Here is a 26,959-nt window from a genome sequence, read left to right on the forward strand (position 1 = left end):
ATGCATCTGACCCACCTCAATACCCGTGGCGAAGCCAATATGGTGGATGTTGGCGATAAACAAGAAACCCGCCGCGAAGCCGTCGCTTCGGGGCGTATTGTGATGCAGTCGGAAACGCTGAAATTACTTAGCGACGGTGAATTGCCCAAGGGCGATGTGCTGGCTACCGCGCGAATCGCCGGTATTCAGGCGGCCAAACGCACCCATGAGCTGATTCCACTCTGCCACTCCCTGGCGCTATCAAAAGTGTCGGTTGAGTTTGATATTGATGTAGCTGAATCCTGCGTTCATGTGACCTCACTGTGTCGTTTGAATGGACGCACCGGGGTTGAAATGGAGGCGCTTACCGCCGTCTCGGTGGCTTGTTTAACGCTTTACGATATGTGTAAAGCGGTAGATAAAAATATGCGTATTGAGGCCATTCAGCTTGATAGTAAGCAGGGTGGCCAGCGCGGTGATTACCAGCGCATAAACGCGCAGGCGCCGATAGTGACAGGCGATGGCATGGCCGGAGAGGTCAGCTTGGGTGAACGCTGCCCATCGCCCTGCGTGCGGGTTAAGTTTTTAGCCGAACTGCGCGAGCGGCTAGGTGAGAGTGAGGCAGTAGTGAGTCTCGATCAATTGGCCAGCCGTGATATTGGCGGATTGAAAGCAGCGCTGGCCGAGCGCGATAGTCGCTTTAAGCAACTCACCGACCAGCGTACGCTATGTGCCATCAATCAAGTCATGGCCAATGACGATGCGTTAGTGACCGATGATGACGAAGTAGCGTTTTTCCCACCGGTCACAGGGGGCTAGAGTGGATATTAAGCTGGATATTAAGGTGGCGATTCAAGCCGCCCCGTTCTCGATGGCCTACGGCTATGACGATGCATTGGCGGGGCGTAGCGATATTGGCGCGGTGGTGAGTTTTACCGGCTTAGTGCGTGATTTTAATGAAACGCCTGACGTCACGGGGTTAACGCTGGAGCACTACCCCGGCATGACTGAGCGCACGCTGACAGATATTGGCGAACAGGCCTGGCAGCGCTGGTCGCTCCAGGCGGTGCGGATTATTCATCGCGTTGGCTACCTGGAACCGGGCGATCCGATTGTGCGGGTGTTAGTTGCTAGTGCACACCGCCGTGAGGCGTTCGAAGCCTGCGATTTTATTATGGATTTCCTTAAAACCCAGGCGCCTTTCTGGAAGAAAGAGCACTCTACCCAGGGTGAGTACTGGGTCAAAGAGCGCCACTCTGATCAACAAGATGCGGCGCGTTGGCGTTGATGTTGGCCCAGCGCGAGCAACTCTTCTAACGATTGGCGGCGTTGTCCAGAATAATAGGATCTGGCATTTCGGCGGCCATGATTTGTAGGTGCACGTCGGGTAGGTGCTGCATATGCTCCGCCAGCCAGTGAACCAAGCGGGGCTGCAATGCCTGTCGCAAGTCGGCCAGCGTCTCTGCGGCAATCTCCTCAAGCTGATCATCCAGCCAATCGCTAAAGCTATCTTCATCCAGCGGGCTGGCCCCTGAGGCATCCAGCATCAAGCGGCCAATGCGCGCCCAGCCAGTGTCAGTCGCGGTCACTGGTAGCGCTAGGTACAAGCTGCCGCGACGGGCTTTATTGGCATCGTTCACCTCCAAGCCAGGGTGGGGCACGACGCTGTTTTGACTGACAATGCAGGGTGGCTGCGGATAGCGTGCTTCACAGTGCAATCCGTGGCTATCAAAACTGATCAGATCGCCGTTTACCGGCGTCAATGGGGCGCTAATACCTAGCTGCTTGGCAATGGCCTGGKGAGCCTGCTGATGGCGTGCTTCGCCATGCACCGGCATAAGATGCTTGGGCCTGACCCACTGATAGAGCTTGATCAGCTCATCCTGAGCAGGATGCCCTGTGGCGTGCAGTTCAGGGTGATTGAACTCGTCATAGATGCTGACACCTAGGTGCGCCAAACGCTTTTTAAGCTGCTCAATGGGTCGCTCATTGCCGGGAATGGCTTTGGCCGAGAAGATGACGTTATCGCCTGGCTGAAGATCCACATAGGGGTGACGGCCCTGGGCTAGGCGCTGTAACGCGGCGCGGGGCTCTCCCTGACTGCCGGTGGCGATAATCACCACTTCATCCGGGGGCAGGTAGCCAAGGTCGTGATTGGGCACCAGCGGCGGTAAATCATCCATATAGCCGAGCCCCCGCGCGACGCTGACCATGCGCTCCATGGAACGCCCCATCAAGCTGATACGACGGCCACATTGATGGGCTGCGCGTCCTATCGCTAACACCCGGGCAAGATTGCTCGCAAAGCAGGAGACCACCACCCGGCCCTGGCAGTTGCTGAGGGTTTTTGCCAGCGCACGGGCAACATCACCCTCGCTGCCTGAGTGGCCGGGCATGGGAGCGTTGGTGGAGTCGCCCACCACTAAATCCACTGGGGCGAGCGCCTTGAATTGGGTCGCGCTTATCGGCGTGCCGATGATCGGTTCAGGGTCGAGTTTCCAGTCGCCGGTATGTAAGACGCGGTAGCCACCGACGCTCATGATCAACGCACAGCTTTCGGGTATAGAGTGCGTTAACAGCAAATAACGCAGCGTGAACGGCCCGCTTTCCAGCGCCTCGCCAGGTTCAATAACATGGATGGCCGCGCTGCTAAGCTGATGCTCGGCAAACTTCAGTCGCAACAGCCCAGCCGCTAGCGGGGTGGCATAAATAGGGCAGTTCCACATCGGCCAAAGCCAGGCAGCTGCACCAATGTGGTCTTCATGGCCGTGGGTGATAAAGAGCGCTTTGGGCACGATCCCCAGTGCTTTCGGTGTATCGAGATTGGGTACCTGCAGTGGAGAGTTGGGAAGATCCTGACGGATCATCATGCCGCAATCGACGGCTATCCAGTGATCGTCGTAGCCGTATAGCGTTAGATTCATTCCAATCTCACCGCATCCCCCCAGCGGCAACATGCGCAGCGGTGGACGACGACGGGGACGAATTTGAACGCGTGGTGAATGCATCTGTTATGAAAAACCTAAAAAGTAGTGACTTAACTATACGGGAAGGCAGGGGCGGCTAACAATCTTCCATGCCCTTCCGATACACTATGCGACCTAAGCCGCTGGTTTGTCATAATTAACTTAGCAATAGGTCAAGAGTAGCTCACATGTCTCATTATTATCGTTTAGTGGTTTCCTGTCCTGACCGGGTGGGGATTGTTGCACGGGTATCGAGCTTTATTGCCCAGCAGGGCGGCTCCATTACCGAAGCCAGCCAGCACTCCGATTTAGAAACCGGCTGCTTTTTTATGCGCTACGAAATTCTGGCGGATTCGGTCGGTATGTCGGTGGAAGCCCTGCGCGCGGCGTTCGAGCCGGTGGCCAGCGAATTCAATATGCAGTGGTCCCTGGTGGATACCCAGCTGCGTCGGCGTGTGGTGCTGATGGTGTCGCGGGAGTCGCACTGCTTGGTCGATCTACTTTACCGCTGGCAGGCGGGTGAGCTGGATTGCGATATTGTCGGTGTTATCTCCAACCATGACGATATGCGTTCGCTGACCGAGTGGTACGGCATTCCTTACCACCACGTCCCGGTAGACCCCGAAAATAAGCAAGCGTCGTTTGCCAAGGTACAGGCCGAAATCGATAGCGCTCGCGCTGACTGCGTGGTGCTGGCGCGCTATATGCAAATACTGCCCCCCGAGCTGTGCGCGCGCTATGCGGGACGAGTGATCAATATTCATCACAGCTTTTTGCCCTCCTTTGCCGGGGCAAAACCCTACCACCAGGCATACCAGCGGGGCGTTAAGCTGATAGGTGCTACTTGCCACTACGTGACCGAGGAACTCGACGCAGGCCCCATCATCGAACAGGATATTCATCGCGTAAGCCACTGCCATACGCCCACTGACTTAGTACGTTTTGGCCGTGACGTTGAAAAAGCCGTACTTGCTCGCGGTTTGCGCTGGCACTTAGAGGATCGCGTGCTGGTCCACGGCAATAAGACAGTGGTCTTTAGTTAACCCTCATCAACCTGAGAGGCCGCCATGTCGTTTGCGCAAAGTGTATTAGCACCCTGGGCGCTGCTGCTCACCTGGCTACTCTCGTTAGCAGTGATCGCGTGGGCACTTTGGGGGCGGCCCTGGCAGGTGTTAATAGCGGATACCGCGCTTCAGCACCGCTGGCTGGGCGCCACGCTGGCGGTGATGCTGATGTGGCAGCTGCGTGCGCAGGCGGTTGATTGGCTAACGCTGCACCTTGTTTTCACGGTTTTAATGACACTCGTTTTTAAAGCGCCATTGGCGCTGATTAGCAACGTGCTGATTAATATCGCCATGGTGGTAATTGGGCGCAATGAATGGCTGCTGCTGGGGGCAAACGTGCTGGTTACCGGTGTCGTCCCGGCGGCCGTCATTGGCACGGTATGGCGGCTGGTAGATCGCCGCCTGCCGGATAACCTGATGGTGTTTTTGTTTGCCTGCGGCTTTTTTGGTGCGGCGCTGGCAACGCTGGGAGGAGGGCTGGCAGCGGTGCTGCTGATCATCGTTGCGGGGACTGACCCTGAGGCGATTTATCTCGCCCAGGAGTATGCGCGCTTCTTACCGCTGTTAATGCCTTCAGAGGCGTTTATCACCGGCATGCTGCTGAGTATTCTGCTGGTTTATCACCCCCATTGGGTGGCCACCTTCAATGACCACCGCTATATCGATCTGCAGTAGGGATGGCCAGGGCGGCGACTAGCCGAGTGCCTGGCCGTTGCCGCCACGAATCACACCAACGCCGACGCCTTCGATATCGAGCGACTGGGAGCGCAGGTCGATTTCAATGGGCGCAAAGTCAGGGTTCTCGGCAAATAGCGTCACTTGGTGGCCCTGGCGCTTGAAGCGTTTAACCGTTACTTCATCCTCTAGGCGTGCCACTACAATCTGGCCATCGCGTACCCGGTCGGTACGGTGAACTGCCAATAAATCCCCTTCCAAAATGCCAATATCCTTCATCGAAAGGCCGCGCACGCGCAGCAGGTAGTCGGCTTTGGGGGTAAAGTACTCGGCTGGTAGCGGGCAGTAACGGTCAATATGTTCAGCGGCCAAAATGGGGCTGCCTGCGGCCACTTCACCGATCACGGGTAGGCCCGTTGGCAGCGTTTCAACGTTGGCTGCGGGTAAGGCGGTGGCAGCACTCTCCATGACTTCTTGCGGTTCCTGGTTGGGCAGGCGGATACCGCGAGAAGTGTTGCGAATAATGCGAATAACGCCTTTGCGTTCCAGCGCGCGCAGGTGCTCTTCGGCCGCGTTGGGGGAGCGGAAGCCAAGCGCCTTGGCAATTTCGGCGCGGGTAGGAGGGTAGCCAAATTCGCCCATCGTTTTAACGATAAAATCGAACACGTGCTGTTGGCGAGCGGTTAGCGGACGCGACATACCAGACTCCATAAATAGTGAATAGACAGTAACAAATTAAATGGCAACTTAATCAATCAGTGGTTAAGTATACAGTATGTTCCTCTGTCCAGTATATGCCTTGTCAGTGGCTATCTTCGATGTCTATGCAATTTTTCTAATCGTTTGAAACTAAGCTTCTGCTTATTTAACGGGCTGTATTTTGTTAATAAATCAAGCGTTGAGACCGCCATGGTTATGGCATAGTATTTTGCTATGTTTTAAACACCTGTTTCCCTGGAGAGCGACATGGCTCAATCTGATACGGTGACCCGTATACTCGATACTGCCGAGGTGCTGTTTGCAGAGCGGGGTTTTGCCGAAACTTCGCTGCGCAACATCACTAGCAAAGCGCGCGTCAATTTAGCCGCTGTGAATTACCATTTTGGCTCCAAAAAAGCCTTGATTCAGGCCGTCTTTGCCCGCTATTTGGACCCCTTCACCCAGCGTTTTCACACCGCCCTTGATGAGCTGGAAGGACAGCATGCTGGGCGGGTTATTGAGCTTGAAACCCTGCTCGAAACCATGGCAACCACCGTTCTTGCAGTGCCCGCTGAACGCAATAGTTTAAAAGTGTTTATGCGCTTGCTCGGCCTTGCCTACAGCCAGGCACAGGGGCATCTTAGGCGCTATATCCAGCAAGAGTATGGCGATGTGTTTACCCGCTTCACCGAGCTGGTGCGACAAGCCACGCCGGACCTACCTGACGCGGAGCGCTTTTGGCGGCTACACTTTATGCTTGGCACGGTAATATTTACCCTGTCCGGCCTTGATGCACTGCGTGATATCGCTGAAAAAGATTATCACGAACAGGTTTCAGTACGTGATTTAGTCAAGCGATTGCTGCCGGTCGTTGTGGCGGCCATGAATGCACCGTTACCGCTCGCCCTTGAAGAAGCCAAGCCAGAAGAAGGAAAACATGCGAACGCCTACGCTAGCTGAGCTACCCCCGGCTGAGAATATCTGGCTGGAGATTGATACTACCCAGCAGCTGCTGCGCTGCTGGCGAGGGCCGAAAGTGCTCCATGAGTGTGCGATCTCATCCGCTGCCGCCGGTGTCGGGGAGCGTAATGGTAGTGGTAAAACCCCCTACGGCTGGCACTATGTGCGCGCCGCCATTGGCGGTGATATGCCCGACAACGCAGTGTTTCGAGGCCGCCGCTGGACAGGCGAGACGTTTTCATCCGCGCTAGCCGAAGCGCATCCAGAGCGTGACTGGATTTTGACCCGCATTCTGTGGCTTTGCGGATTAGAAAAGGGCGTGAACCGCGGCGGTCAGGTGGACTCGCAACGGCGCTATATATACCTGCACGGCACACCGCCTGACGAACCCATGGGCGTTGCGGCCTCCCACGGCTGCATTCGTTTACGTAATAGTGATTTGCTAACCCTCTTTGCGCTCGCGTTACCGGGCACCCCGGTTTGGTTGCACGGCGGACGGCAATCCTTTGATTGATAAGTTTTTGACACCGCTAGACGATCGTCTAGAATCATCGCCCCTTTTCATGGACCTATCACGATGACTCAACCGTTAGGCCCGGTCATGCTTGACCTTGAAGGCCCAAAATTGACGGCGGCAGAAAAACGCCTGTTGCTGGAACCGACGGTAGGGGGCGTTATTCTATTTGCCCGCAATGTCGAAAATGGCTACCAGGTGCGCCAGCTGTGCAGCGATATTCGCCGCGTGCGGGCTGATTTACTGCTCGCAGTGGATCAGGAGGGCGGTCGCGTTCAGCGTATTAAAGAGGGCTTAACACGCCTGCCTGCCATGGCGCGTATCGGCGAGTGCTACCGCGCTTCCCCGGAAGACGGTCTGGCGTTAGCCAAGGACGCCGGTTGGCTGTTGGGGATGGAGATGGCCGCCTGCGGGCTGGATCTTAGTTTCGCTCCGGTATTGGATGTTGAGAGCGGCCTCTCCAGCGTTATTGGTGACCGCAGTTTTAGCAGTGATCCCCAGCACGTGGCCCAGCTGGGCAGCGCCTTTATTCAAGGGCTTCACGATGCCGGTATGGCCGCAGTGGGCAAGCACTTCCCCGGCCATGGTGGGGTGGCGGCGGACTCCCATGTTGCCCTACCGATAGACGGTCGCCCGCTAGACGTGATTAAACAGCACGATCTTGTGCCCTTTACCCAGTTAGCCTCGCAGTTAGATGGGGTCATGCCTGCGCATGTTATTTACTCCGCTTTCGATACACGCCCCGCAGGATTTTCACCCAATTGGTTGGGTATGTTACGGGAGTCGCTAGGCTTCAAAGGCTGCATTTTTTCTGATGATCTGAGTATGGCGGGCGCCCACGAAGCGGGCGAACCCAAGGCGCGTGCCCAAGCCGCGCTCGCAGCAGGCTGCGATATGCTGCTGGTGTGTAATGACCGAGCCGCCGCGCTTGAGGTCATGGAGGCGTGCCAAGGGATCAATAACAAGCGCCCCGCCAAGTTGCGCTATAGCCGCGCGCGGCCAGACCTGGATGCACTGAGTGCGCTGGGACGTTGGCGGCGTGCCCACGCTAAGTTGGAAGCGCTGGCGGATAAGCCCAAGCCCAGCGCTGAATAAATCGCTTGCTCAAATAAATGAAGCTTTTCACCCGCGTGGAGTTGGTAGATGTCAAAGCTGGATAAAGAAGCCTTAGAGTCGTTGGACTCGATGCGCGAACTAATGGATAACGCCGACTGCTTAATTTCGCAGCAAGAAGTAGAGCGGGCGCTTGACCGCATGGCAGAAGCTATCACCCGAGATTTAGGCGATAAACTGCCGGTGTTTTACTGCGTGATGAATGGCGGCTTAATTACCACGGGGCACCTGCTGACCCGCTTGGGCTTCCCGCTGGAAGTGGATTATCTGCATGCCACTCGCTACCGCAACGAGCTACGTGGCGGCGAGCTATTTTGGCGGGTTTCTCCGGAAGTGCCGATGGCCGGTCGTCATGTTGTTATCGTCGACGATATTTTGGATGAAGGCGCGACCCTGGCGGCGATTTTGGCCTACTGTGAAGAAGCCCAGGCCGCCAGTGTTACCACGGCGGTGCTGGKGGATAAACAACACAACCGCAAAGCAGTGCCCGGTTTAAAAGCTGACTACTGCAGCCTGGAAGTGGCCGACCGCTATGTGTTTGGCTTTGGCATGGATTACAAAGGCTACTGGCGCAACGCACCGGGAATTTTTGCCCCCAAGGGCATGTGATCCGCTGAGGGCTTGTGGTGATGTTTTAGGCTTAGCGGGGCGAGAAGCGCCTCGCTAAGCCGGTTTCGGCAATCATTCGTGTGGAAATCTCCTCGACCGAGAAGCGTGTCGCATCAATATAGGGAATGTGCATGGTGCGGTAGAGCGACTCTGCCTGTTCCACTTCTTGCAGGCACTGATCCATCGAGCTATAGCGGCTATTGGGACGTCGCTCGTTGCGAATCGCCGATAGGCGCCGCGCATCAATGGTTAAGCCAAACAGCTTTTGCCGATGGGGCACGAGCGCCTTGGGTAGCTTGAGCATGCCATCTTCGTCTAAATCATCTTCTGTCAGCGGATAGTTAGCCGCTCGAATGCCGAACTGTAAAGCCAGGTAGAGCGAAGTAGGGGTTTTGCCGCAGCGCGAAACGCCGACCAGAATGATATCTGCCTTATCGTATTGATGCGTCCGGGCACCGTCGTCGTTATCCAGCGCAAAGTGCACGGAGTGTATGCGGTCCATGTAAACGTCATCACTGCCAATCGAATGGGTGCGGCCAACGCTGTAGGAAGAGTGCGTCTCTAACTCCTGCTCCAAGGGCTCCAGGAAGGTGGAAAAAATATCGACTTTAAACCCGGATGCCTGACGAATAACATCGCGAATCTGTTGATCCACAATGGTATCAATGATGATCGGGCGATGGCCGTCGCGGTTGGCCGTTGACTCAATAATTGCGGCTAACGCCTGAGCTTTTTCCAACGTATCGATATAGGGCTTGGTCAGCATATCGATCTCAACATCGCTGAACTGAGCCAGCAAGCTACGGCCTAAACTTTCCGCCGTGATCCCGGTACCATCTGAAATAAAAAAAGCCGTACGTCTCATAACGAAATCCACTGATGAGTGATCCGCCTATTGTGTGCCGAGGCGTTTGCCAGCACAACGTGTCATCGGCCGCTATGGCTGCGTCGGATGGGCCTGACTACATAAATAGCCAAAAAAGCGCCGCTGTTGTAAAAATCCTCCACTCTCTTCGCTATTAGACCAATGGCGAATGTATTGGCGCGGTGCTAGGGTAGCCATTGAATTATCCATGGCCCACGGCATTAATGCCCATATCAGTGGCCATGCCGATATCTATGAGCGAGGGGGTTACGTGGAAGAGTACATTCTGTGGTTCGATCAGCTGGGCATGGCCGACGTCGAACGCGTAGGTGGTAAAAACGCCTCGCTGGGTGAAATGATTTCCAACCTCTCCGGTGCTGGCGTAACGGTGCCCGGTGGCTTTGCCACTACCGCCCACGCTTACCGTGAATTTCTCTCCCACGAAGGGTTAAACGAGCGTATTAATGCCACCCTGGCTCGCCTGGATGTCGACGATGTTAAGGCGCTGGCCGAGGCGGGTCGCAATATTCGCCAATGGATCATCGATACACCGCTACCCCCTAGCTTTGAAGCGGCCTTGCGCGATGCTTACGGCCAGTTGCAGCAACAACACCCGCAGTTGAAAGTGGCTGTGCGCAGCTCGGCGACCGCTGAAGACCTGCCCGATGCCTCCTTCGCTGGTCAACAGGAAACCTTCCTTAATATTGAGGGCTTCGACAATATCAAGCGTGCGGTGCACGAAGTTTTCGCCTCGCTATTTAATGATCGCGCAATCTCTTACCGTGTCCACCGCGGCTACGCCCACGAAAATGTCGCCTTGTCGGCAGGCGTGCAGAAAATGGTGCGTTCAGAGACCGGCGCGGCAGGTGTTATGTTTACCCTAGACACCGAATCCGGCTTTAAAGAGGCCGTTTTCGTCACCGCCTCGTGGGGCTTGGGCGAAACCGTGGTGCAGGGCGCCGTCAACCCTGACGAGTTCTACGTTCATAAACCGACCCTGGCGGCGGGCCGTCCGGCGGTGCTGCGGCGTAACTTAGGCTCCAAGCTGATCAAGATGGTTTACGGCCAGGACGCCAGCGCCGGTAGATCGGTGGAAACCGTCGATGTGCCGCACTCGGATCGCGGCCGTTTCTGCCTTAATGATCAGCAAGTCATGGATCTGGCCCGTCAGGCGATGACCATTGAGCAGCACTACCAGCGCCCCATGGATATTGAGTGGGCGTTGGATGGCGACGACGGTGAGCTCTACATCGTTCAAGCCCGCCCTGAAACGGTGGTCTCCCAGCAAGAGGGCGGCAAGCTTGAGCGCTTCCAACTGCGTGAAAAGGGTCGCACATTAATCACCGGTCGGGCGATTGGTCAGCGCATCGGCCGGGGTACTGTCAAAGTCGTACTCAGCCCTGACGATATGGATAAAATCCTTGATGGCGATATCCTGGTCACCGATATGACTGATCCGGATTGGGAGCCGATCATGAAGCGGGCTTCCGCGATCGTCACCAACCGCGGCGGGCGGACCTGCCACGCGGCGATCATCGCCCGCGAGCTGGGCATCCCCGCGGTGGTGGGCTGTGGTGATGCGACGACTCAGTTAAAAGAGGGTATCGACGTCACGGTCTCTTGTGCGGAAGGCGATACCGGCAATGTGTATGAGGGGCTGCTGGAGTTTGATTGCAAAGTCTCCAGTGTCGATGCCATGCCGGAGATCCCCTTCAAAATCATGATGAATGTGGGCAACCCCGACCGCGCCTTTGGCTTTGCCAGTCTGCCTCACGCAGGTGTTGGCTTGGCGCGTCTCGAATTTATCATTAACCGCATGATCGGCGTCCATCCCAAGGCGTTATTGGAGTACGACACGCTGCCGGTGGACTTGCAGCAGGTGATCGATTTACGTACCGCGGGCTATAGCGACCCGGTGAGTTTCTATGTCGATAAACTGGTTGAAGGCATCTCTACGCTGGCGGCGGCTTTCCATCCCCAGCGTGTCATCGTGCGGCTGTCAGATTTCAAATCAAACGAATATGAAAACCTGATTGGCGGCAAGCTCTATGAGCCGGGTGAAGAGAACCCCATGTTGGGCTTTCGGGGGGCATCACGCTATATTTCAGAGGCATTCCGGCCCTGCTTTGAGCTTGAGTGTCGGGCACTGAAGCGGGTGCGCGAAGAGATGGGCTTCGAGAATATCGAAATCATGGTGCCCTTTGTGCGCACCACCGACGAAGCGCGTGAGGTGGTAGAACTACTGGCCGCGAACGGCCTGGAGCGGGGCGGCCCCACAGGTTTGAAAGTGATTATGATGTGCGAGCTGCCGGCTAACGCTTTGCTGGCCGACGAGTTTTTGGAGTATTTTGACGGTTTCTCCATCGGCTCAAACGACCTGACTCAGCTAACGTTAGGCTTGGATCGTGACTCGGGTATCGTGGCGCATCTGTTTGACGAGCGTAATGGGGCGGTTAAAAAGCTGCTCGCAATGGCAATTCAGGCGTGCAAGGCGAAAGGCAAGTATGTGGGTATCTGTGGGCAGGGGCCGTCAGATCATCCTGACCTGGCTAAATGGTTGATGGAGCAGGGTATTGACTCTGTATCACTTAATCCCGACGCGGTACTGGAAACCTGGTTTATGCTCGCAGGGCAAAAAATCGAATAGTTATATTTATTTTGACTAATTTACGCCCGGCCATTGTGCCGGGCGTCGTTGTTTTTATAGGCTACTCTTCTGGAGTGGTTTTTTAATTTGTCGCGGAGAGCGCTGAGATGTCCCCAAAGTCAATTAAGTTCGCGCTACCTGTTTTGCTGGTGGCGCCATTATATAGCTGGGGGTTTAGCTATGAGACTCCTTCAATTTCACCCGAAAGCGAGTCTGGTTACGAAGAGAAGCCGGGCTGGGCGGCGGAGTCGTTTGCGGTGGCCGCGGCCAATCCGCTAGCCACCGATGCTGGTTATCAAGTCCTTAAAGCCGGTGGTAACGCTATTGATGCGGCCATTGCGGTGCAAATGGTGCTGAATTTGGTGGAGCCGCAATCCAGCGGTATCGGCGGCGGCGCTTTTTTGATGCTCTACGACGGCGACGAAGTGCGTGCCTACGATGGGCGTGAAACGGCCCCCCAGGGCGTTAATGGCGAGCTGTTTTTACAGGATGGTGAGCCGATGGCGTTTAACGACGCGGTGGTTAGCGGTCTATCAGTAGGCGTGCCGGGCACGCTGCGTATGCTTGAGAAGGCTCACGCTGAGCATGGTGAACTGGCGTGGGCGGAGCTGTTTAAACCGGCGATTACCTTAGCAGAAGAGGGGTTTGCCGTTAGCAACCGGCTGCACACCAGCCTTGAAAGCGATGAGTTCCTGCGACAAGACCCTCTGGCGAGCCAATTTTATTACGATGCTGAAGGCGAGCCCATTGCCGTCGGTGAAACGCTCAAAAACCCTGCCTTGGCAGCGGTTTTACGCCAAGTCGCTGAGCAAGGCAGCGCCGCCCTGCATGAAGGGGCCGTAGCCGAAGACATCGTTGAGCGCGTTCAGAACCACCCTGAGCGCCCAGGCAGCTTGTCGATGGAGGACATGAGTGGCTATGAGGCGCTTGACCGCGAGCCGCTGTGTACGCCTTGGCAGCAGTGGGAAGTGTGCGGCTTCCCGCCGCCTTCGTCGGGTCATCTGACCGTGATGCAGATTTTGGGCATGCTTGATCAGCAGCCGTTGCTTGAGGCCCCGCTAGATGATGGTGTTTCCAGCAGCGGGTGGCTGCACCAGTTTTTAGAAGCGTCGCGCTTAGCATTTGCCGATCGTGGCCGCTACATCGCCGACCCTGACTTTGTCGAGGCGCCGGGTGGCGACTGGTCGCTGATGCTGGCGCCCGATTATCTTGAGCAGCGCAGTGCGCTTATCGAAGAGATGAGTATGGGCGATAGCGCGGAACCAGGTAATCCTGGCGAGCTAAGCGTTAGCTGGGCTAGCCAGCCCGAGCAGCCCGAGTACGGTACCAGCCACATCAGCATCGTCGATGAGGAGGGCAACGCGGTTGCGATGACCACCACCATCGAGCAGGCGTTTGGCTCGCGGATTATGTCCGATGGCGGCACGGGACTAACCGGTGGTTTCCTGCTTAATAACGAACTCACCGACTTTTCATTTGTGCCTGAGGTCGATGGCGAACCGGTGGCAAACCGAGTCGAGCCCGGCAAACGTCCACGTTCCAGCATGAGTCCGACCCTGGTATTCAATCAGGACAGCGGTGAATTAGTGGCAAGTCTTGGATCGCCGGGCGGTGCTGCCATTATTCATTATACTGCGCGTACGTTAGTGGCGATGCGTGACTGGGGCTTGAGTGCGCAGGAAGCGCTCAACCTTCCCCATGCTATAACACTTGGCGGGGATGTCTATGTGGAGGAGGGGCGTTTTCCTGAGGCGACCATCGAGTCACTGCGCGAGCGCGGCCACACGGTCAGCGAGCGAGAACTCACCAGCGGGCTCCAAGCCATTATGCGCCTTGAAGATGGCAGCCTGTTTGGTGGCGCTGACCCCCGTCGCGAAGGCGTGGTCATGGGCGATTAAGTGAATGCCTATTGGCGGAGCCAGTTACGCAGCTTGACCAGCATCAATGCACCGTCGCTTAATTCGCGGCGGTCATGAATTAGTTCGGTTAAGCGATCTGGGTAGTCGGTGATGATCGCATCGACACCCAGATCAATCAGCGTCGACATTCGGGCTCGATCATTGACGGTCCAGGCGTGTATTTCGTACCCATATAGGCGTGCTAAGCGTATTTCCCCTTCCGTAATACGGTTATGTCGTAGACCCAGTGCATCAAAGTCGCGCCGATCCAGTGTGCCGGGCAGAATAAGCTGGGCCAGTAAGGTCACGCGCAGCGCTGGTGCACGCTCATTCAGATATTCCAGCAGTGTTGGCGACATGGTGGCCATGCGCATATCCATTAGCGCATTAGGGAAACCGCACGCCGTATAGCCGTCGAAAGCGCTTTGTTGGGTCGCCCAGCAGCGATAGCGTACGTCGCTCTCTGCATTTAAGGCGTCAATAACGGCCTCGGCTAACGCCTGTTCTTGACCTGGCAGCGGCTTGATATCAATCATTAACCCCGCTTTGCCACGGACTCTTTCGAGAGCTTCGTCCAAGCCGGGAATATTCTCGCCTTGAAAAGCATCGCCAAACCAACTGCCCACATCGAATTGACTAAGCTGCTCTCTGGTCAGTTCGCCAAACTCGCGGTTATCGCCGGTGAGCCTCGCCATGCTGCGGTCGTGGTAGAGCATTACCTGCTGGTCACTGCTCAAGCGCACGTCAATTTCGATATAGTCAGCGCCATCGATCAGGGACTGTTCTAACGCGGAAAGGGTGTTTTCAGGCGCGACCATGGAGCTGCCACGGTGGGCAATGACCGCGACATTGTCACGTATCTCAAAGCTATTCAGAATCCACCACGCTTGAAGTCCGGCAAAAATCAGCACGCTGAGTTCAACTGCCCAGGCCAGCTTGCCTGCGTTAATGTCCTCAGCAGGGGCTGCTGGGCGGGGTTCGCGGTGGGCTAACTGCATATACAGACAGGCGGAAAGCAGCGCATTGGCGGCAATACCGATAAAGGTAATGGCCAGTGTGACCAGGACATAGCCGAGTAAGTAGGCGAGCATCGCCGGGATAAGCACGGCATTATGCTCTGGTAGCCACCACAGTAGCGGCGTAAATAACCGGTCAAACAGCAGCGTCACCAGCAGTGGCAGGCTGATAATCAGCACCAGGAGCAGCAGCACCGCAGCGCCAATAGAGCGGCGCCAGCCACGGGTTAGGGTGACGCTACGCTTAAGTGCCTGCCACGGGCTGCAGCGTTCCAGGGCCACTAGAGGCAGTGCTAACAGCCAGCGCAGGTAGAGCCATGACGCTGCCCACGCCCAAGCGATTATCAGCGGCAGTGCGCAGGCAACGAAATACCACAGTACGGGGGGGCGCACGCGCTGCAGGTAGTAGGGGTCTATACCGCCTAGCCAGACATCGTAAAGCCATGCTAACCCGGCCATAAAGGGTGCCAGCAATAATAAGTGGGTGCCTACCTGGAGTATCACCAGACCCGCCAAAGCGGGCAGCCGTCGGGTACTCAGCCAGAGCGCTTCAAGAGCTAGCCGATAGTGGTTATCGCGGGGTCTGACGGCCACCTGCAGCATGCCCGCCTGCTGCCAATAAATAATCACAAACGTGAAGCCAAGCCCTACCAGCATGCCGATCAGCCCCAGCGGGCTGAAGAGTAGCCCAATCAACTCGTCGTTGGTGACCACGGTACGGTTAAGCTGCGCTAGCAGTCCACGCGTCACCCAGGTGATCGCTGGCAGCAGCAAGGCTGAGGCGAGCAGGGTAAAAAACAGGTGGTAGGCGATCAGTGGGCGAAGATGATCGCGTAATGTGCGCAGTAAGGCAGAGCCAAGGTAGGTCAAAGGCTGCATCGTCATGAAACGGTAAGAATGAGCCACCAGGGTGGCAGTAACCGCCACACCTGGCAAGGGGCTCTATTTAAAACAATCTTCGTTAATAAAGCGTTGTTCTCAAGCAAGCGGCAGCTCATGGTCAGCAACAATAATGCCGTTGTTATCGGCATACAGCCACTGGCCGGGCTGCAGGGTGGCACCGGCAAAAGTGACATTGATATCACGCTGACCGTCACCGCGCTTTTCACTTTTGCGCGGGTGGCTGCCCAACGCCTGAACGCCAATCGGCAGGGCGGCGAGTATATCCACATCGCGCACGCAGCCGYACATGACGACGCCCGCCCAGCCATTGGCGACCGCCTGTTCAGCGAGCATATCCCCCAGCATGGCGCAGCGGTGGGAGCCACCCGCATCAACCACCAGCACCGCGCCGTTACCCGGCTCGGCGACGGCCTGCTTGACCATGGAGTTATCTTCAAAGCACTTTATCGTACGAATAGGGCCGTAGAAGGCGTCAAGCCCACCAAAATTGGCAAACAGCGGTTCCAGCACTGCGACCTCCGGGTGTGCATCGCAGAGATCGGGCGTCACGATATCAATCGAGTTCGTCATCATAGGTTCCTGTTATGAAAGGTTAGTATCAGCATAGACAGCTAAGCGGGCCGTGCAAAAAAAACGCCCCGCCCTGTAAAACAGTGGCGGGGCGTTCGGTCATCGACTCAGAAAATGCAACCTGTCACATCTTCTGCGATGTTGCGAGCATCGGCGATGGGGCGGTCTATCTCAAGTGCTTAACGAACGTTAGGCTTCTTGAGCGACCGGTATCACGTTTGAGGCGATCTTTTGATACTCCTCAATCTCGTGAAAGTTCATGTAACGATAAATCTCGCCCGCCATAGCGTCAAACTCACCCATATAGCGTTGATACTCTTCAACGCTGGGTAGGCGTCCTTCTACTGCGGCAACGGCCGCCAGTTCCGCTGAGGCTAGGTACACATTGGCACCGTCGCCCAAGCGATTCGGGAAGTTACGTGTAGACGTAGACACCACGGTGCTCTTAGCAGCAACGCGGGCCTGGTTACCCATACACAGTGAACAACCCGGCATTTCCATGCGGGCACCGGCACGGCCGTAAATGCCGTAGTAGCCCTCTTCGGTCAGCTGATGCTGATCCATTTTCGTCGGTGGTGCCAGCCACAGGCGGGTTTTTAAACTGCCGGCAGGCTGCTTTTCAAGCAGTTTGCCGGCAGCCCGGAAGTGGCCGATGTTGGTCATGCATGAGCCGATAAAGACTTCGTCGATTTTCTGGCCTGCCACTTCAGACAGCAGGCGCGCATCATCCGGGTCATTCGGCGCACAAAGAACCGGCTCTTTAATTTCAGCCAGATCAATTTCGATAACTTCGGTGTACTCGGCGTCTTGATCTGCGCGCATCAGGCTTGGGTTGGCCAGCCACGCTTCCATGCCTTCAATACGACGGCTGATGGTGCGCTCGTCGCCGTAACCGTTGCCCATCATCCACTTCAACAGAGTGATGTTGGACTTGAGGTACTCAGTAACGCTCTCTTCTGACAGGGTAATGGTACAGCCAGCGGCAGAGCGCTCGGCGGACGCATCAGAAAGCTCAAAAGCTTGCTCTACGGTCAGATCTTCCAGACCTTCAATTTCCAACACCCGCCCAGAGAAGGCGTTTTTCTTGTTGGATTTATCAACGGTCAGCAAGCCTTGCTTGATGGCGTAGAGCGGAATAGCGTGAACAAGGTCGCGCAGGGTTACGCCAGGCTGGCGCTTGCCTTTAAAGCGAACCAGTACCGATTCCGGCATATCCAGCGGCATGACGCCGGTGGCAGCGGCAAAGGCGACTAGGCCCGAACCGGCTGGGAACGAGATGCCGAGCGGGAAACGGGTGTGCGAGTCGCCGCCGGTGCCCACTGTATCGGGCAGCAGCATACGGTTCAGCCAGCTGTGAATAATACCATCGCCAGGGCGCAGCGAAACGCCGCCGCGGTTCATGATGAAGTCGGGCAGGGTGTGGTGGGTATCCACATCCACCGGCTTCGGATAAGCGGCGGTATGACAGAACGACTGCATGACCAGGTCAGCCTGAAAGCCCAGGCAGGCCAGGTCTTTCAGCTCGTCACGGGTCATCGGTCCGGTGGTGTCTTGCGAGCCAACGGTAGTCATCTTGGGTTCGCAGTACATGCCAGGGCGAACGCCGTCCAAACCACACGCCTTACCCACCATTTTCTGCGCTAAGGTAAAGCCTTTGCCAGTATCTTTGGGCTGATCAGGTAGGCGGAAAACGTCAGAAGTGGGTAGGCCCAGCGACTCACGCGCCTTGCCAGTGAGCCCGCGACCAATGATCAGGGGAATACGGCCGCCAGCGCGTACTTCATCCAGAATCAGCTGCGTTTTAAGCTCAAAGGTGGTGATAACGTCATCGCTATCGTGCTTGCACACTTTACCCGCGTAGGGGTAAACATCGATGACATCACCCATGTTGAGGTGGGTGACGTCCATCTCAACCGGCAGGGCTCCCGAATCTTCCATGGTGTTAAAGAAGATAGGCGCAATTTTGCTGCCAAAGCAGAAACCGCCAGCGCGCTTGTTGGGAGCGTAGGGGATATCGTCGCCGAAAAACCACAGTACGGAGTTGGTGGCTGACTTACGCGATGAACCGGTGCCCACAACGTCGCCTACATAAACGACTGGGAAACCTTTGGCTTTAACGTCTTCGATCTGCTTGAGCGGGCCAGTGGTACCCGGAACCACTGGCTCAATGCCGTCACGCTCGTTTTTGAGCATAGCATTGGCGTGGAGCGGAATATCCGGGCGTGACCAGGCATCCGGCGCAGGAGAGAGGTCGTCGGTATTGGTTTCGCCAGGAACCTTAAACACGCTAAGGGTGATTTTTTCCGCCAGTGCTGGTTTTGACAGGAACCACTCGGCGTCAGCCCAGGACTGGATAACCTCTTTCGCGACACTGTTGCCGTTTTTGGCACGGCTTTCCACATCGTGGAAGGCGTCGAACATCAGCAGTGTGTGCTTGAGCTGTTCGCCTGCTTCGCGGGCCAGCTCCTCATTATCGAGTAGCTCTACCATCGATACGATGTTGTAGCCACCCTGCATAGTGCCAAGCAACTTAACGGCGTGGATCTTGTCGATCAGCGGAGAGCTTGCCTCACCTTTAGCGATGGCAGTGAGGAAACCGGCTTTTACATAAGCGGCTTCGTCAACACCCGGCGGAACGCGGTTGGTGATTAAGTCGAGAATAAATTCTTCTTCACCGGCCGGTGGCGTCTTCAGTAGCTCAACCAGTGAGGCGACTTGTTCGGCGGTTAGGGGTTTGGGCGGGACGCCCTCAGCGGCACGTTCCTCTACATGTTGGCGGTAAGCTTCAAGCACGTTGGGGCCCTCTCATTGACGTTCTCATTTGACGTTCTCATTAAGCTTATGGTGACGGCCTCGTTGCACGCTGTGGGTCATACCGCGTTGGGCAATGGGCCGACCACATACGACATACGCTTGACAAACAGCGTGTGGTTGGATGGCTGAGATTCTACGCCAAACTGTCGACAATGTTAAGCTGGCAAGCAGCGACGGCTGTTGTACTTTATGTTGATGCCACGATTTAAACGGGTCAAAAAAGCGCTTTTTATAGACCAATTGGCTCAAAATCAGGAAAGTTTTTTCCATTTCATCGCCAACCACCCGCGGTGTGGGTGTGATTGTGGTTACAGCGCGTTACCATAGTCCTCACTTTATAACCTTAGCGCCACGCTAATGACTGCTGGTGCTGATAGCAGCGTGCCAATAAAAGTGTGTGGAGCATTTTTAAACGCACAGCTACATTAGTTATAGACGATGAAGGCTATGAAGAACGCAATGCAACAGGGAACTAAGCGCCTTGTGCGCTTATATGTTGTACAATAGTGAGATATAAGATTGGTAATGGTATTATGTTGATACAACCTGGTATATCACAGCCCGCTACACAAGCGAGTGCTTTGCAAATGGCTGATCACGCGGTGAAAGCGGATGATCTGCTGCCGGAAAGTTTGCACCAGTTTTTGGCCTGCTCGACCCCCGAAGCGTGGCTACAATGGGCGCTTGAAAACCCGGAAACGCTATTGATTGACCATGCGCAGTGCGAAAAAAAAGCGGCTTCTACGGCGATGAGCTTGCTTTATCGCTACGTTGATCAGCCTCTTTTGCTTAGCAAAATGTCGCAGTTGGCGCGTGAAGAGTTGCTGCATTTTGAACAGGTGGTCGCACTAATGGAGGCCCGTGGCGTGGCCTACCGGCACCTAACTGCTTCACGCTATGCGGAAGGCTTAAGGCAGCACTTACGCAGCAACGACCCCGAACGGCTCATCGATGTGTTAATCATTGGCGCCCTTATTGAGGCGCGTAGCTGTGAACGATTTGCTTGCTTGATTCCTTATTTAGATGAAGAGCTTGCTAGGTTTTATCGCACTTTGGTGAAGTCAGAAGGTCGTCATTTTGAGGACTATCTGTTACTGGCTCGCCAGCAGACATCGGACTCGATTGATGAGCGAATCACTTTTTTTGTAGCGCGTGAAGCGGAGCTGATTACTTCGCCCGATACGGCTTTTCGTTTTCATAGCGGTGTGCCAGCTTAAGCCGCTTAGCCCGGCAGGATGTTTATCATGCGCGATGCTCGTGAAACAGATCAGTTAACTCTCTTCGGTCACTTTTCGCTTACCCAGGGCGAAGACGTCTTAACCCACTTTAGTTACGACAAAGTGAAGGCGCTGCTCGTTTATCTGCTGCTGCACCGACAGCCGGTTAACCGGGCCGCGCTGGCCGAACTACTGTGGCCCGACCAGGGATTATCTTCTGGTCGAACTAACCTGCGTCACGCGCTGCACTGTTTGCGCCAGTCGCTAGGTGAGAGTGCCGACCAAGTGTTGAGTGTCTCCCGGCAAACGATTGCCTTCCAGCTTCCAGCTCATTGGAAAGTCGACCTGCATACGCTGCAGCAGCTGCTCGAAGGGCCGCGCGACTTAGATACGCTCGAAGCGCTGATGGCTTGCTACCAAGGCGATCTGATTGAAGAGCTTCAATTGGCGAGCTGTAGTGAATTTCAGCGCTGGCTAGTCCAGGTACGCAATGAGTGGCGTCAGCGCGTCATCCGTTTTGCTGAACAGGTGCTCGACGCTCACAGCGATGTGCCGGACCTGATTCTGGAAACCTTGGTGAGTCGTTTTTCAGGCTACGGCCCCTTTCATGAGCGTCTGGTGCGCCAGCTTGCCGAGCAGAACCAAATGGCCGCCGCTCACGAGCAGTATAATAGCTACTTGCAGTTACTTGCGTTGTCAGGGCAGCAGCCTGAGCCCAGCTTTTTGCAGTTGGCCAGCTATTGGTCCGACGGTCACCACGACCCTCGCATGATGAGCCCCCAAGGCGCTTTTTCACGTGCGCTGGCGGCGGACAGCAAGCCTCTGCGTGAAGATGAAATTGAGCTGCGACAGCTCTCCGTGATGGCTATCCGGCTACGTTTAAAAGGGGAGTGGCAAGACCGAGCTGCAACGCGCCACTGCCTAACGCTACAGTTAGAGTTGCTGCGTTGGTTAGAGCAGCAGTGCCATCACCTAGGCGGTTTTTGGTTGCCCGGCGCCACCGGTGGCTTGGGGTTGGCGTGTTTCGGCACCCATGGACCCGCTCACCAGTTGGCGGAGTTGGTGGCGCTCTATGAGCACTGCCGCCAGGCGCTTCCCCAAGAGAGCGCCCGTCACTGGTCTGGCGAAGACGAAGTGCCGCAGTTCGAACTGGCGGCTGGTTTGCACAGCGGGCGCGTTGTTTACTTGCCCGAGCGGCAGTTGGCCGATCCCCTTGGACAAGTCACCCAAACCTCTCTGGAATTAATGAGTGCGGCCGAAGGCAGTGAGCTGGTGATCTCACAGGAGGCCAGCCAGCATATGCCGCCAGCGCTTGATCTACAGCCACGGCTGGTATCGCGCTTGGTGGCTAGCGACGGCCGCGTACGTTTGCGTGCGCTGGTGTTAGGCCAAAACGAAGGCGGCCGCGATGCGCTGCCGCCTAGCCTGGTTGGGCGTGAAACCTCGCTGCGTACCCTGCGTGATGCGCTGGCGCGGGCAGGTATTGGCTTGCGTCAAAGCGTTTTGGTGCGCGGCGCATCGGGTATGGGCAAATCAGCGCTGATGGTCGGATTTCGCCAGTTAGAGCTTAGCCGCGATGCGGCTATTTGCTGGCAGCCCACCACGCGGCTGTCGGTGCTCGATCCCTACGGGGTTGCCCGCACGCTGGTGGGCTGGTACCTCCAACAACCGCTGACCGTCGAGGCGATTCACGCGCTTCAGGCAACGCTTGAGTTTGATCAGCTTACACCTGAGCGTCAGCAGCTGTTGGAAGAGGCGCTTGGGTTGCACGAAGTTCAGGAGATTACCCAGCTTGCCCAAAGCGGTGAAGCCGTTGAGCTGGTGGTGATGTTCCTGCACCGCTTAATCGAGCGCCAGGCGACTACTCATACCCTGGTGCTGATGGTCGACGATCTCCAGTGGCTGGATGAGCCTTCCTTTAAAGTGCTCGCCGGGCTACAGGCACGCTTGCCCATCAATACTGCCTTTATGCTGGTGGCTAGCCATCACGGTCGCGAACTGCTGCCGGTAAAACTGCATTGGGATCAGCAAATTAGCTTGGGTAATCTGGATGCGCAGCAGTCCTCACGGCTATTGTCACAGCTTTCGCGGCGTTATCGTATTCACATGAGCCCGCGGCTACGTAACCAGATTATTGAACGCTGCGATGGCGTGCCGCTGTATATGCAGGAGATTTGTCGCCGCTTGGATATGGATCGTCGCGAAGGGCGCAGTGTCCAGTTCGACGAACTCCCCAAAGGGCTGCTGGGTCTATTGGCCAGCCGTATTGATCAACTGGAAAGCGATCGAGAAATTGCCCATGTGGCAGCCGTGCTGGGTAAGCGCTTCCGGTTGGATTTCTTACAGGAGTGCAGCGGCTGGGAAAAAGGGCGGCTGAACCAAGCGCTCGAGCATATGCGCGTTTTGGAGATCATAGAGCCGGTCGATAAAGACAGCGGTGAGCACGAGTACCAGTTTAGCCATCAGCTGTTGCAAGAAGCTGCTTATCTTTCCTGTCCGCGCGATGTGCGGGTAAAACTGCACCAGCAGGTGGTGACCTTAATAGAGGAGCGCTTCCCGGTATGGATTAGTCGCCACCCCGGTGATTTTGCCACCCATCTGCGTCGTAGCGGTCACTACGCCCGTGGCGCTCGCTACTTTGAGCTAGCTGCACGAGAGGCGCTGAAAGTCAGCGCTAACCGAACCGCGCTACGCATGGCCGATTTTGGTTTGGCGAGCCTGCGCCACGTTGAGCATGAGATTGAGCGTGAAGTGAGCCTACTCACCGTGCGTGGTCAGGCGGCGTTTTCATTAGAGGGACACGGCTCGCCAACCGCTCACGAAAGCTTTGTGCGTGCCCGTGAGCTGCTGCGCGAATCGGGCACCGATAGCCTGGAAGATCCAGAAGATCTAGAGCAGATATTCCTGGTCAAATGGGGGCTTTGGGTGGGGCGTAGCCAGCGCTATGCCCATGCTGATGCCTTCGCCCTGGCGTCGACGCTCGCCGATATTGCCGCGCGCCTTGAAGACCCACGCTATCGCCGCTTGGCCGACTATGCGCGTGCCAACTGCGAGTATTGGGCCGGTCGTATTCAGCAGGCCCACGACCATCTGGATGAAATCGACCCGCTCAATGCGCAGATGATGATCGAATGGCTGCCGTTCTCCGATCACCCGCAAGTCTCGGCCGCCTGTTTCCAAGGCTGGGCGCTGTGCCTGCGGGGTGATTATCAACGCGCCGAGCGTCAGGTATCGGCAGCGATCCGTTTGGCGGAGAAGATTGCCCACCCCGGCACCTTGGCGCTGGCACTACTGTTTGCCGCGGCACTCTATCGCCAGCTTGGCCACGTTCACTTGGCCACACGGCATGCGGAGCGGGCGGCGGCAATGACCGGCACGCCAGATTTACAGCTATGGCAAATTTCCAGCCAGTGTATTCTCGGCTGGCAACGCGCCCTGGCGGGTGATGCCACTGGCTTGGCTCAATTGCGTGATAGCCTGGATCAGATGGCGGAATTGAATGGTCGCGACCGCTACCAGCGGCCGGTGTTGTGGTACTCGGATGCCTGTATTGAGCTGGGTGAGCTAAATGCTGCAGAGGAGTACCTTGACCAGTGCTTGGTGATTGCTCGGGAGCGCACCACGCTGTTTCTGCCCGAATTAGCCACCCAGCTGGCTAAGGTGCGTGAGCTGCTTGGGCATCCTGCCAATGAAGTCAAAGCACTGGCTGAAATGGCAATTAACCAGGCCCGCGAGCATGGCAATCGCCACCAAGAGTTGGCAGCTCTTGAGCTATGGCTAACGCGCATTGAGCCTAACGACCAGCAGGCTAAGGAGAGCTTTAGGCGGTTGTTGAGCGAAGTCAGCCACAGCGATGCCCCGGTGCTGACCCGCTGGATCAGCTTGCTGGATCGGCGCTTGCCGCACCCTGTGGGCATTGAAGGCTAACCGGTATCCCGTTCTAGCCACGTCAAGGTGGCGAGCGCCTCTTCCCGGTGTTCGCCACATACGCTGGCGTCAAAGTTAAATCGCTCGCAAACCCTGGGGCGGCTTGGGTCGCCAAATAGACGGCACAGGTTATGCTCATCTAATTGCACGCAGCGAACGCCCGCCGGCTTGCCCTCTGGCATGCCGGGGATGGCGGAACTGATGGAGGGCGCGATGCAGCAGGCGCCACACCCCGCCCGACAGCCTTCACTCATAGCCTGTCACCTGGGTATAGCACTGGGTGAAAACGCGGCAATTGCGCCCTTGTTAATGCCCTCAAAGGCCTGGATGCGTGTGGTTACCCCACTTTGCGTGGCAACCTCTTTTGCCAGCCAAGCGGCAATATTTTCTACCGTGGTAGGGCCGGGGAGAACTGCGCATAGCGACTGTGGCAGCGTAATGGAGAAATCACCTTGGGCGGCCCGGTAGCCGCAGGTAAGGAAGTTGTTATCCCTTGAGGTGATATCGGCCTCTTCAAGCAGGTAGCGATTATCCAGCCACGCCGCCCACTGCTGTTCGAGCTCGGCTTGACGCACCCCCTGCTGAAAGATATGTAGCCGCGAGCGGTGGCCGTGGGCGATACGCTGGCAGTTGCCCAGGTGGCGCTTCAGGCCATGCGTGTAGCCATAGGCAGCGCCGTTGATAGTTTCGTCACTAAGCGTCAGAGTGACTTGATGGACATTCTCTGGGCGCTGCTCGGTGAGCTGCTGGCTTAAATGCTCGGCCACCGTGTTCATATCAATAGCCTGCCAGGGCAGTAAACTAAACGCCTCTTTCGGCCCGCGTACTTCCATGGGGTAGGGGGTGGTGGTACGTACGCAGACACCCTCAGGGCACTCCGTCACCGTGACCCCAGGTGCTTGAGTGGGCACCAGCAGGGTGTGGTCGAGTCCGCTGTCGAGCGTGCGTTTGATCCATGGTTTAACTTCACCAAAGTCGAACAGCATGCCATCTTCGCCCAGCTCGCCATCCAGCACTGCGTCTACCTGCCAGCTACAGCCGACTAAGCCGCGCTGAGAACACCAGAGGGATACGTCAATATGGGTCAGTTGTTGAACAAATAGGGACATTAATCAAAACCTGCTAATTTGTGCATTTGCAGCGACAGTCGCCACTGGGGGTTAGCCATACAGTAAGCAGTCGCTTCAGCGACGGTGGTCTTAGCCTGATTGAGAGGAGCAAGATCCATCGGCTGTAGAAAGAAATGGTGAAACCCAAGGCGTGAAAACTGCTCCGGGGGAGCATCTGCCTGGGGGTAAACGAGCTTTAATTCGTCACCTTGGGTAACGACCAGCGGATTGCTGCCCTTGGGGCTTACGCAGAGCCAGTCTATGCCTGGGGGTGGGGGTAGCGTTCCGTTGGTTTCGACAGCCACCTCAAACCCATGGCTATGCAGGGTGGCAATCAGCGGCGCATCGAGCTGCAGCAACGGTTCTCCGCCGGTAAATACCACATAGGGCGTCGCATTGTCGCTCTGGCTGGGCCAGAGCGCAGCAATATGCTCGGCCAGGGCAGCGGCGGTGGCAAATTTCCCGCCATTGATGCCGTTAGTGCCGATAAAATCGGTATCGCAAAAGGTGCATTTAGCCGTTGCCCGGTCAACCTCACGGCCCGACCACAGATTGCAGCCGCTAAATCGACAGAAAACGCTTGCTCTGCCGGCCTGGGCGCCTTCACCTTGCAGGGTATAAAAAGCTTCTTTGACCTGATACATCAGCACTGACCTGCTGTGCTGTTCACGCTATAAGCTAGTGGGTCGGTGACACCGTTGGCCGCAAAGGCGGCCAGCCGTTCGCGGCAACTGCCGCATACGCCGCAGGCGAGCTCACGGCCTTCGTAGCATGTCCAGGTATGGGCGTAGTCCAATCCCATGGCAAGGCCTTCGCGCAAAATATCGGCCTTGCTTGTGTATAAATAGGGGGCGTGTAACTTTACCGGCTCGAAGTTGGCAATGCCCGCTACTTGATTCATTGCCTCGACGAATTCGGGGCGACAGTCAGGGTAGAGAACGTGGTCACCGCCATGGGCGCCGTAGTCGACTCGCTCCGCACCAATATTAACGGCCTTGGCAATCGCCAGGGAGAGCAGAATCATATTACGGTTAGGCACCACGGTGGCGCGTAGATTGTCCGCGTCATAGTCGCCCTGGGGCATCGCTTGCTCGGGATTGGTGAGCGCCGAATTATCAATCAAACCGTGTATCGCACGAATATCGACCACTTGATGGGGCAGCTCAAGAGAGGTGCAAACCTGGCGCGCAGTATCGAGTTCGCGGGCATGGCGCTGACCGTAGTCAAACGAAAGCGCGTGTACGTTAAGCCCTTCCCGCAGCGCGCGGTGAAGTACGGTAAAAGAGTCCATTCCACCGGAATAGATAACAACGGTCGTGGTGGCTGTGTCAGCAGCCACTGGGGGTATTGATGACATGAGAAAACACTCTTTGTCGGAGAATTTATTAATCGCGAGCAGCGTTGAGCTGGCGCG

General features: G+C 56.4%; 22 protein-coding genes. 12 read left to right on the top strand and 10 right to left on the bottom strand.

The features are described from left to right. Complete coding sequence (moaC, locus tag HALO_RS11130; protein ID WP_035579635.1) at nucleotides 1-798, top strand: cyclic pyranopterin monophosphate synthase MoaC; 798 nt, start codon at nucleotides 1-3, stop codon at nucleotides 796-798. Nucleotide 799: 1 nt separating this feature from the next. Continuing rightward, the gene (moaE, locus tag HALO_RS11135; protein ID WP_268746283.1) at nucleotides 800-1,267 is read left to right on the top strand and encodes a molybdopterin synthase catalytic subunit MoaE; all 468 of its coding nucleotides are present in this window, start codon (nucleotides 800-802) and stop codon (nucleotides 1,265-1,267) included. A 25-nt stretch (nucleotides 1,268-1,292) separates the two neighbouring features. Here moaE and HALO_RS11140 read toward each other — a convergent pair whose 3' ends face one another. Continuing rightward, nucleotides 1,293-2,903, bottom strand: a complete 1,611-nt coding sequence (locus tag HALO_RS11140; RefSeq protein ID WP_050713430.1) for a ribonuclease J — start codon at nucleotides 2,901-2,903, stop codon at nucleotides 1,293-1,295. Between the two features lie 230 nt (nucleotides 2,904-3,133). Here HALO_RS11140 and purU point away from each other — a divergent pair, with 230 nt between their 5' ends. Together purU and HALO_RS11150 are read left to right on the top strand one after the other, a co-directional pair. Next, nucleotides 3,134-3,988 (top strand): formyltetrahydrofolate deformylase, encoded by an 855-nt coding sequence (gene purU, locus HALO_RS11145; protein WP_035579631.1) that lies wholly within the window; start codon nucleotides 3,134-3,136, stop codon nucleotides 3,986-3,988. Nucleotides 3,989-4,012: 24 nt separating this feature from the next. Beyond that, nucleotides 4,013-4,684 (top strand): energy-coupling factor ABC transporter permease, encoded by a 672-nt coding sequence (locus HALO_RS11150; RefSeq protein ID WP_035579629.1) that lies wholly within the window; start codon nucleotides 4,013-4,015, stop codon nucleotides 4,682-4,684. Between the two features lie 18 nt (nucleotides 4,685-4,702). Here the strand turns inward: HALO_RS11150 and lexA are convergent, their stop codons facing one another. Further along, nucleotides 4,703-5,383, bottom strand: coding sequence for a transcriptional repressor LexA (gene lexA / locus HALO_RS11155; protein WP_035579627.1), 681 nt, complete (start codon nucleotides 5,381-5,383; stop codon nucleotides 4,703-4,705). Nucleotides 5,384-5,650: 267 nt separating this feature from the next. Between lexA and HALO_RS11160 the strand changes: the two genes are divergently transcribed. From HALO_RS11160 to HALO_RS11175, 4 genes are all read left to right on the top strand, one after another. Beyond that, nucleotides 5,651-6,343, top strand: coding sequence for a TetR/AcrR family transcriptional regulator (locus HALO_RS11160; protein WP_035579625.1), 693 nt, complete (start codon nucleotides 5,651-5,653; stop codon nucleotides 6,341-6,343). After that, nucleotides 6,321-6,857 (top strand): L,D-transpeptidase, encoded by a 537-nt coding sequence (locus HALO_RS11165; protein ID WP_035579623.1) that lies wholly within the window; start codon nucleotides 6,321-6,323, stop codon nucleotides 6,855-6,857. Before HALO_RS11160 ends, HALO_RS11165 begins: the two co-directional genes overlap by 23 nt. 63 nt (nucleotides 6,858-6,920) lie before the next feature. After that, on the top strand, nucleotides 6,921-7,952 hold the full coding sequence (nagZ, locus tag HALO_RS11170) for a beta-N-acetylhexosaminidase (protein WP_035579621.1): 1,032 nt from the start codon (nucleotides 6,921-6,923) through the stop codon (nucleotides 7,950-7,952). A 48-nt stretch (nucleotides 7,953-8,000) separates the two neighbouring features. Beyond that, nucleotides 8,001-8,579, top strand: coding sequence for a hypoxanthine-guanine phosphoribosyltransferase (locus HALO_RS11175; RefSeq protein ID WP_050713431.1), 579 nt, complete (start codon nucleotides 8,001-8,003; stop codon nucleotides 8,577-8,579). Nucleotides 8,580-8,610: 31 nt separating this feature from the next. Here the strand turns inward: HALO_RS11175 and ppsR are convergent, their stop codons facing one another. Then, nucleotides 8,611-9,444, bottom strand: coding sequence for a posphoenolpyruvate synthetase regulatory kinase/phosphorylase PpsR (gene ppsR / locus HALO_RS11180; RefSeq protein ID WP_035579619.1), 834 nt, complete (start codon nucleotides 9,442-9,444; stop codon nucleotides 8,611-8,613). Nucleotides 9,445-9,715: 271 nt separating this feature from the next. Here ppsR and ppsA point away from each other — a divergent pair, with 271 nt between their 5' ends. Together ppsA and ggt are read left to right on the top strand one after the other, a co-directional pair. After that, nucleotides 9,716-12,091, top strand: a complete 2,376-nt coding sequence (gene ppsA, locus HALO_RS11185; RefSeq protein WP_035583407.1) for a phosphoenolpyruvate synthase — start codon at nucleotides 9,716-9,718, stop codon at nucleotides 12,089-12,091. Nucleotides 12,092-12,198: 107 nt separating this feature from the next. Further along, complete coding sequence (ggt, locus tag HALO_RS11190; protein ID WP_035579617.1) at nucleotides 12,199-13,989, top strand: gamma-glutamyltransferase; 1,791 nt, start codon at nucleotides 12,199-12,201, stop codon at nucleotides 13,987-13,989. 8 nt (nucleotides 13,990-13,997) lie between these two features. Here ggt and HALO_RS11195 read toward each other — a convergent pair whose 3' ends face one another. The 3 genes from HALO_RS11195 to acnB all read right to left on the bottom strand — a co-directional run bounded on the left by HALO_RS11195 (nucleotide 13,998) and on the right by acnB (nucleotide 19,271). Then, entirely contained in the window at nucleotides 13,998-15,941 is a 1,944-nt protein-coding gene (locus HALO_RS11195; protein WP_035579615.1) for a glycerophosphodiester phosphodiesterase family protein, read from the bottom strand. Between the two features lie 42 nt (nucleotides 15,942-15,983). Continuing rightward, the gene (rraA, locus tag HALO_RS11200; protein ID WP_050713432.1) at nucleotides 15,984-16,481 is read right to left on the bottom strand and encodes a ribonuclease E activity regulator RraA; all 498 of its coding nucleotides are present in this window, start codon (nucleotides 16,479-16,481) and stop codon (nucleotides 15,984-15,986) included. Nucleotides 16,482-16,667: 186 nt separating this feature from the next. After that, nucleotides 16,668-19,271: a bifunctional aconitate hydratase 2/2-methylisocitrate dehydratase gene (acnB, locus tag HALO_RS11205; RefSeq protein WP_035579611.1), complete on the bottom strand. Its 2,604-nt coding sequence runs from the start codon at nucleotides 19,269-19,271 to the stop codon at nucleotides 16,668-16,670. Between the two features lie 608 nt (nucleotides 19,272-19,879). On the opposite strand from acnB, the gene HALO_RS11210 reads away from it, so the two are divergent. Both HALO_RS11210 and HALO_RS11215 read left to right on the top strand, forming a co-directional pair. Continuing rightward, nucleotides 19,880-20,509 (top strand): tRNA-(ms[2]io[6]A)-hydroxylase, encoded by a 630-nt coding sequence (locus tag HALO_RS11210; protein WP_035579609.1) that lies wholly within the window; start codon nucleotides 19,880-19,882, stop codon nucleotides 20,507-20,509. Nucleotides 20,510-20,536: 27 nt separating this feature from the next. Continuing rightward, nucleotides 20,537-24,436, top strand: a complete 3,900-nt coding sequence (locus tag HALO_RS11215) for an AAA family ATPase (RefSeq protein ID WP_035579607.1) — start codon at nucleotides 20,537-20,539, stop codon at nucleotides 24,434-24,436. On the opposite strand, the gene HALO_RS11220 is transcribed toward HALO_RS11215, so the two are convergent. Genes HALO_RS11220 through queC form a run of 4 tightly spaced genes read right to left on the bottom strand, consistent with a single transcriptional unit; the run spans nucleotide 24,433 to nucleotide 26,902 of the window. Then, a complete protein-coding gene (locus HALO_RS11220; protein WP_035579605.1) occupies nucleotides 24,433-24,690 on the bottom strand; it encodes a YkgJ family cysteine cluster protein in 258 nt (85 codons plus the stop codon). The two genes, HALO_RS11215 and HALO_RS11220, sit on opposite strands and share 4 nt — an antisense overlap. A gap of 6 nt (nucleotides 24,691-24,696) precedes the next feature. Next, nucleotides 24,697-25,545 (bottom strand): 6-pyruvoyl trahydropterin synthase family protein, encoded by an 849-nt coding sequence (locus HALO_RS11225; RefSeq protein ID WP_035579603.1) that lies wholly within the window; start codon nucleotides 25,543-25,545, stop codon nucleotides 24,697-24,699. After that, nucleotides 25,545-26,189 (bottom strand): 7-carboxy-7-deazaguanine synthase, encoded by a 645-nt coding sequence (gene queE, locus HALO_RS11230; protein ID WP_035579601.1) that lies wholly within the window; start codon nucleotides 26,187-26,189, stop codon nucleotides 25,545-25,547. Before queE ends, HALO_RS11225 begins: the two co-directional genes overlap by 1 nt. Continuing rightward, complete coding sequence (queC, locus tag HALO_RS11235) at nucleotides 26,189-26,902, bottom strand: 7-cyano-7-deazaguanine synthase QueC (RefSeq protein WP_035579599.1); 714 nt, start codon at nucleotides 26,900-26,902, stop codon at nucleotides 26,189-26,191. Before queC ends, queE begins: the two co-directional genes overlap by 1 nt. Between the last annotated feature and the right edge of the window lie 57 nt (nucleotides 26,903-26,959).

Source organism: Halomonas sp. R57-5 (genome assembly GCF_900070345.1).
Classification (GTDB): Bacteria; Pseudomonadota; Gammaproteobacteria; order Pseudomonadales; family Halomonadaceae; genus Vreelandella; species Vreelandella ventosae_B.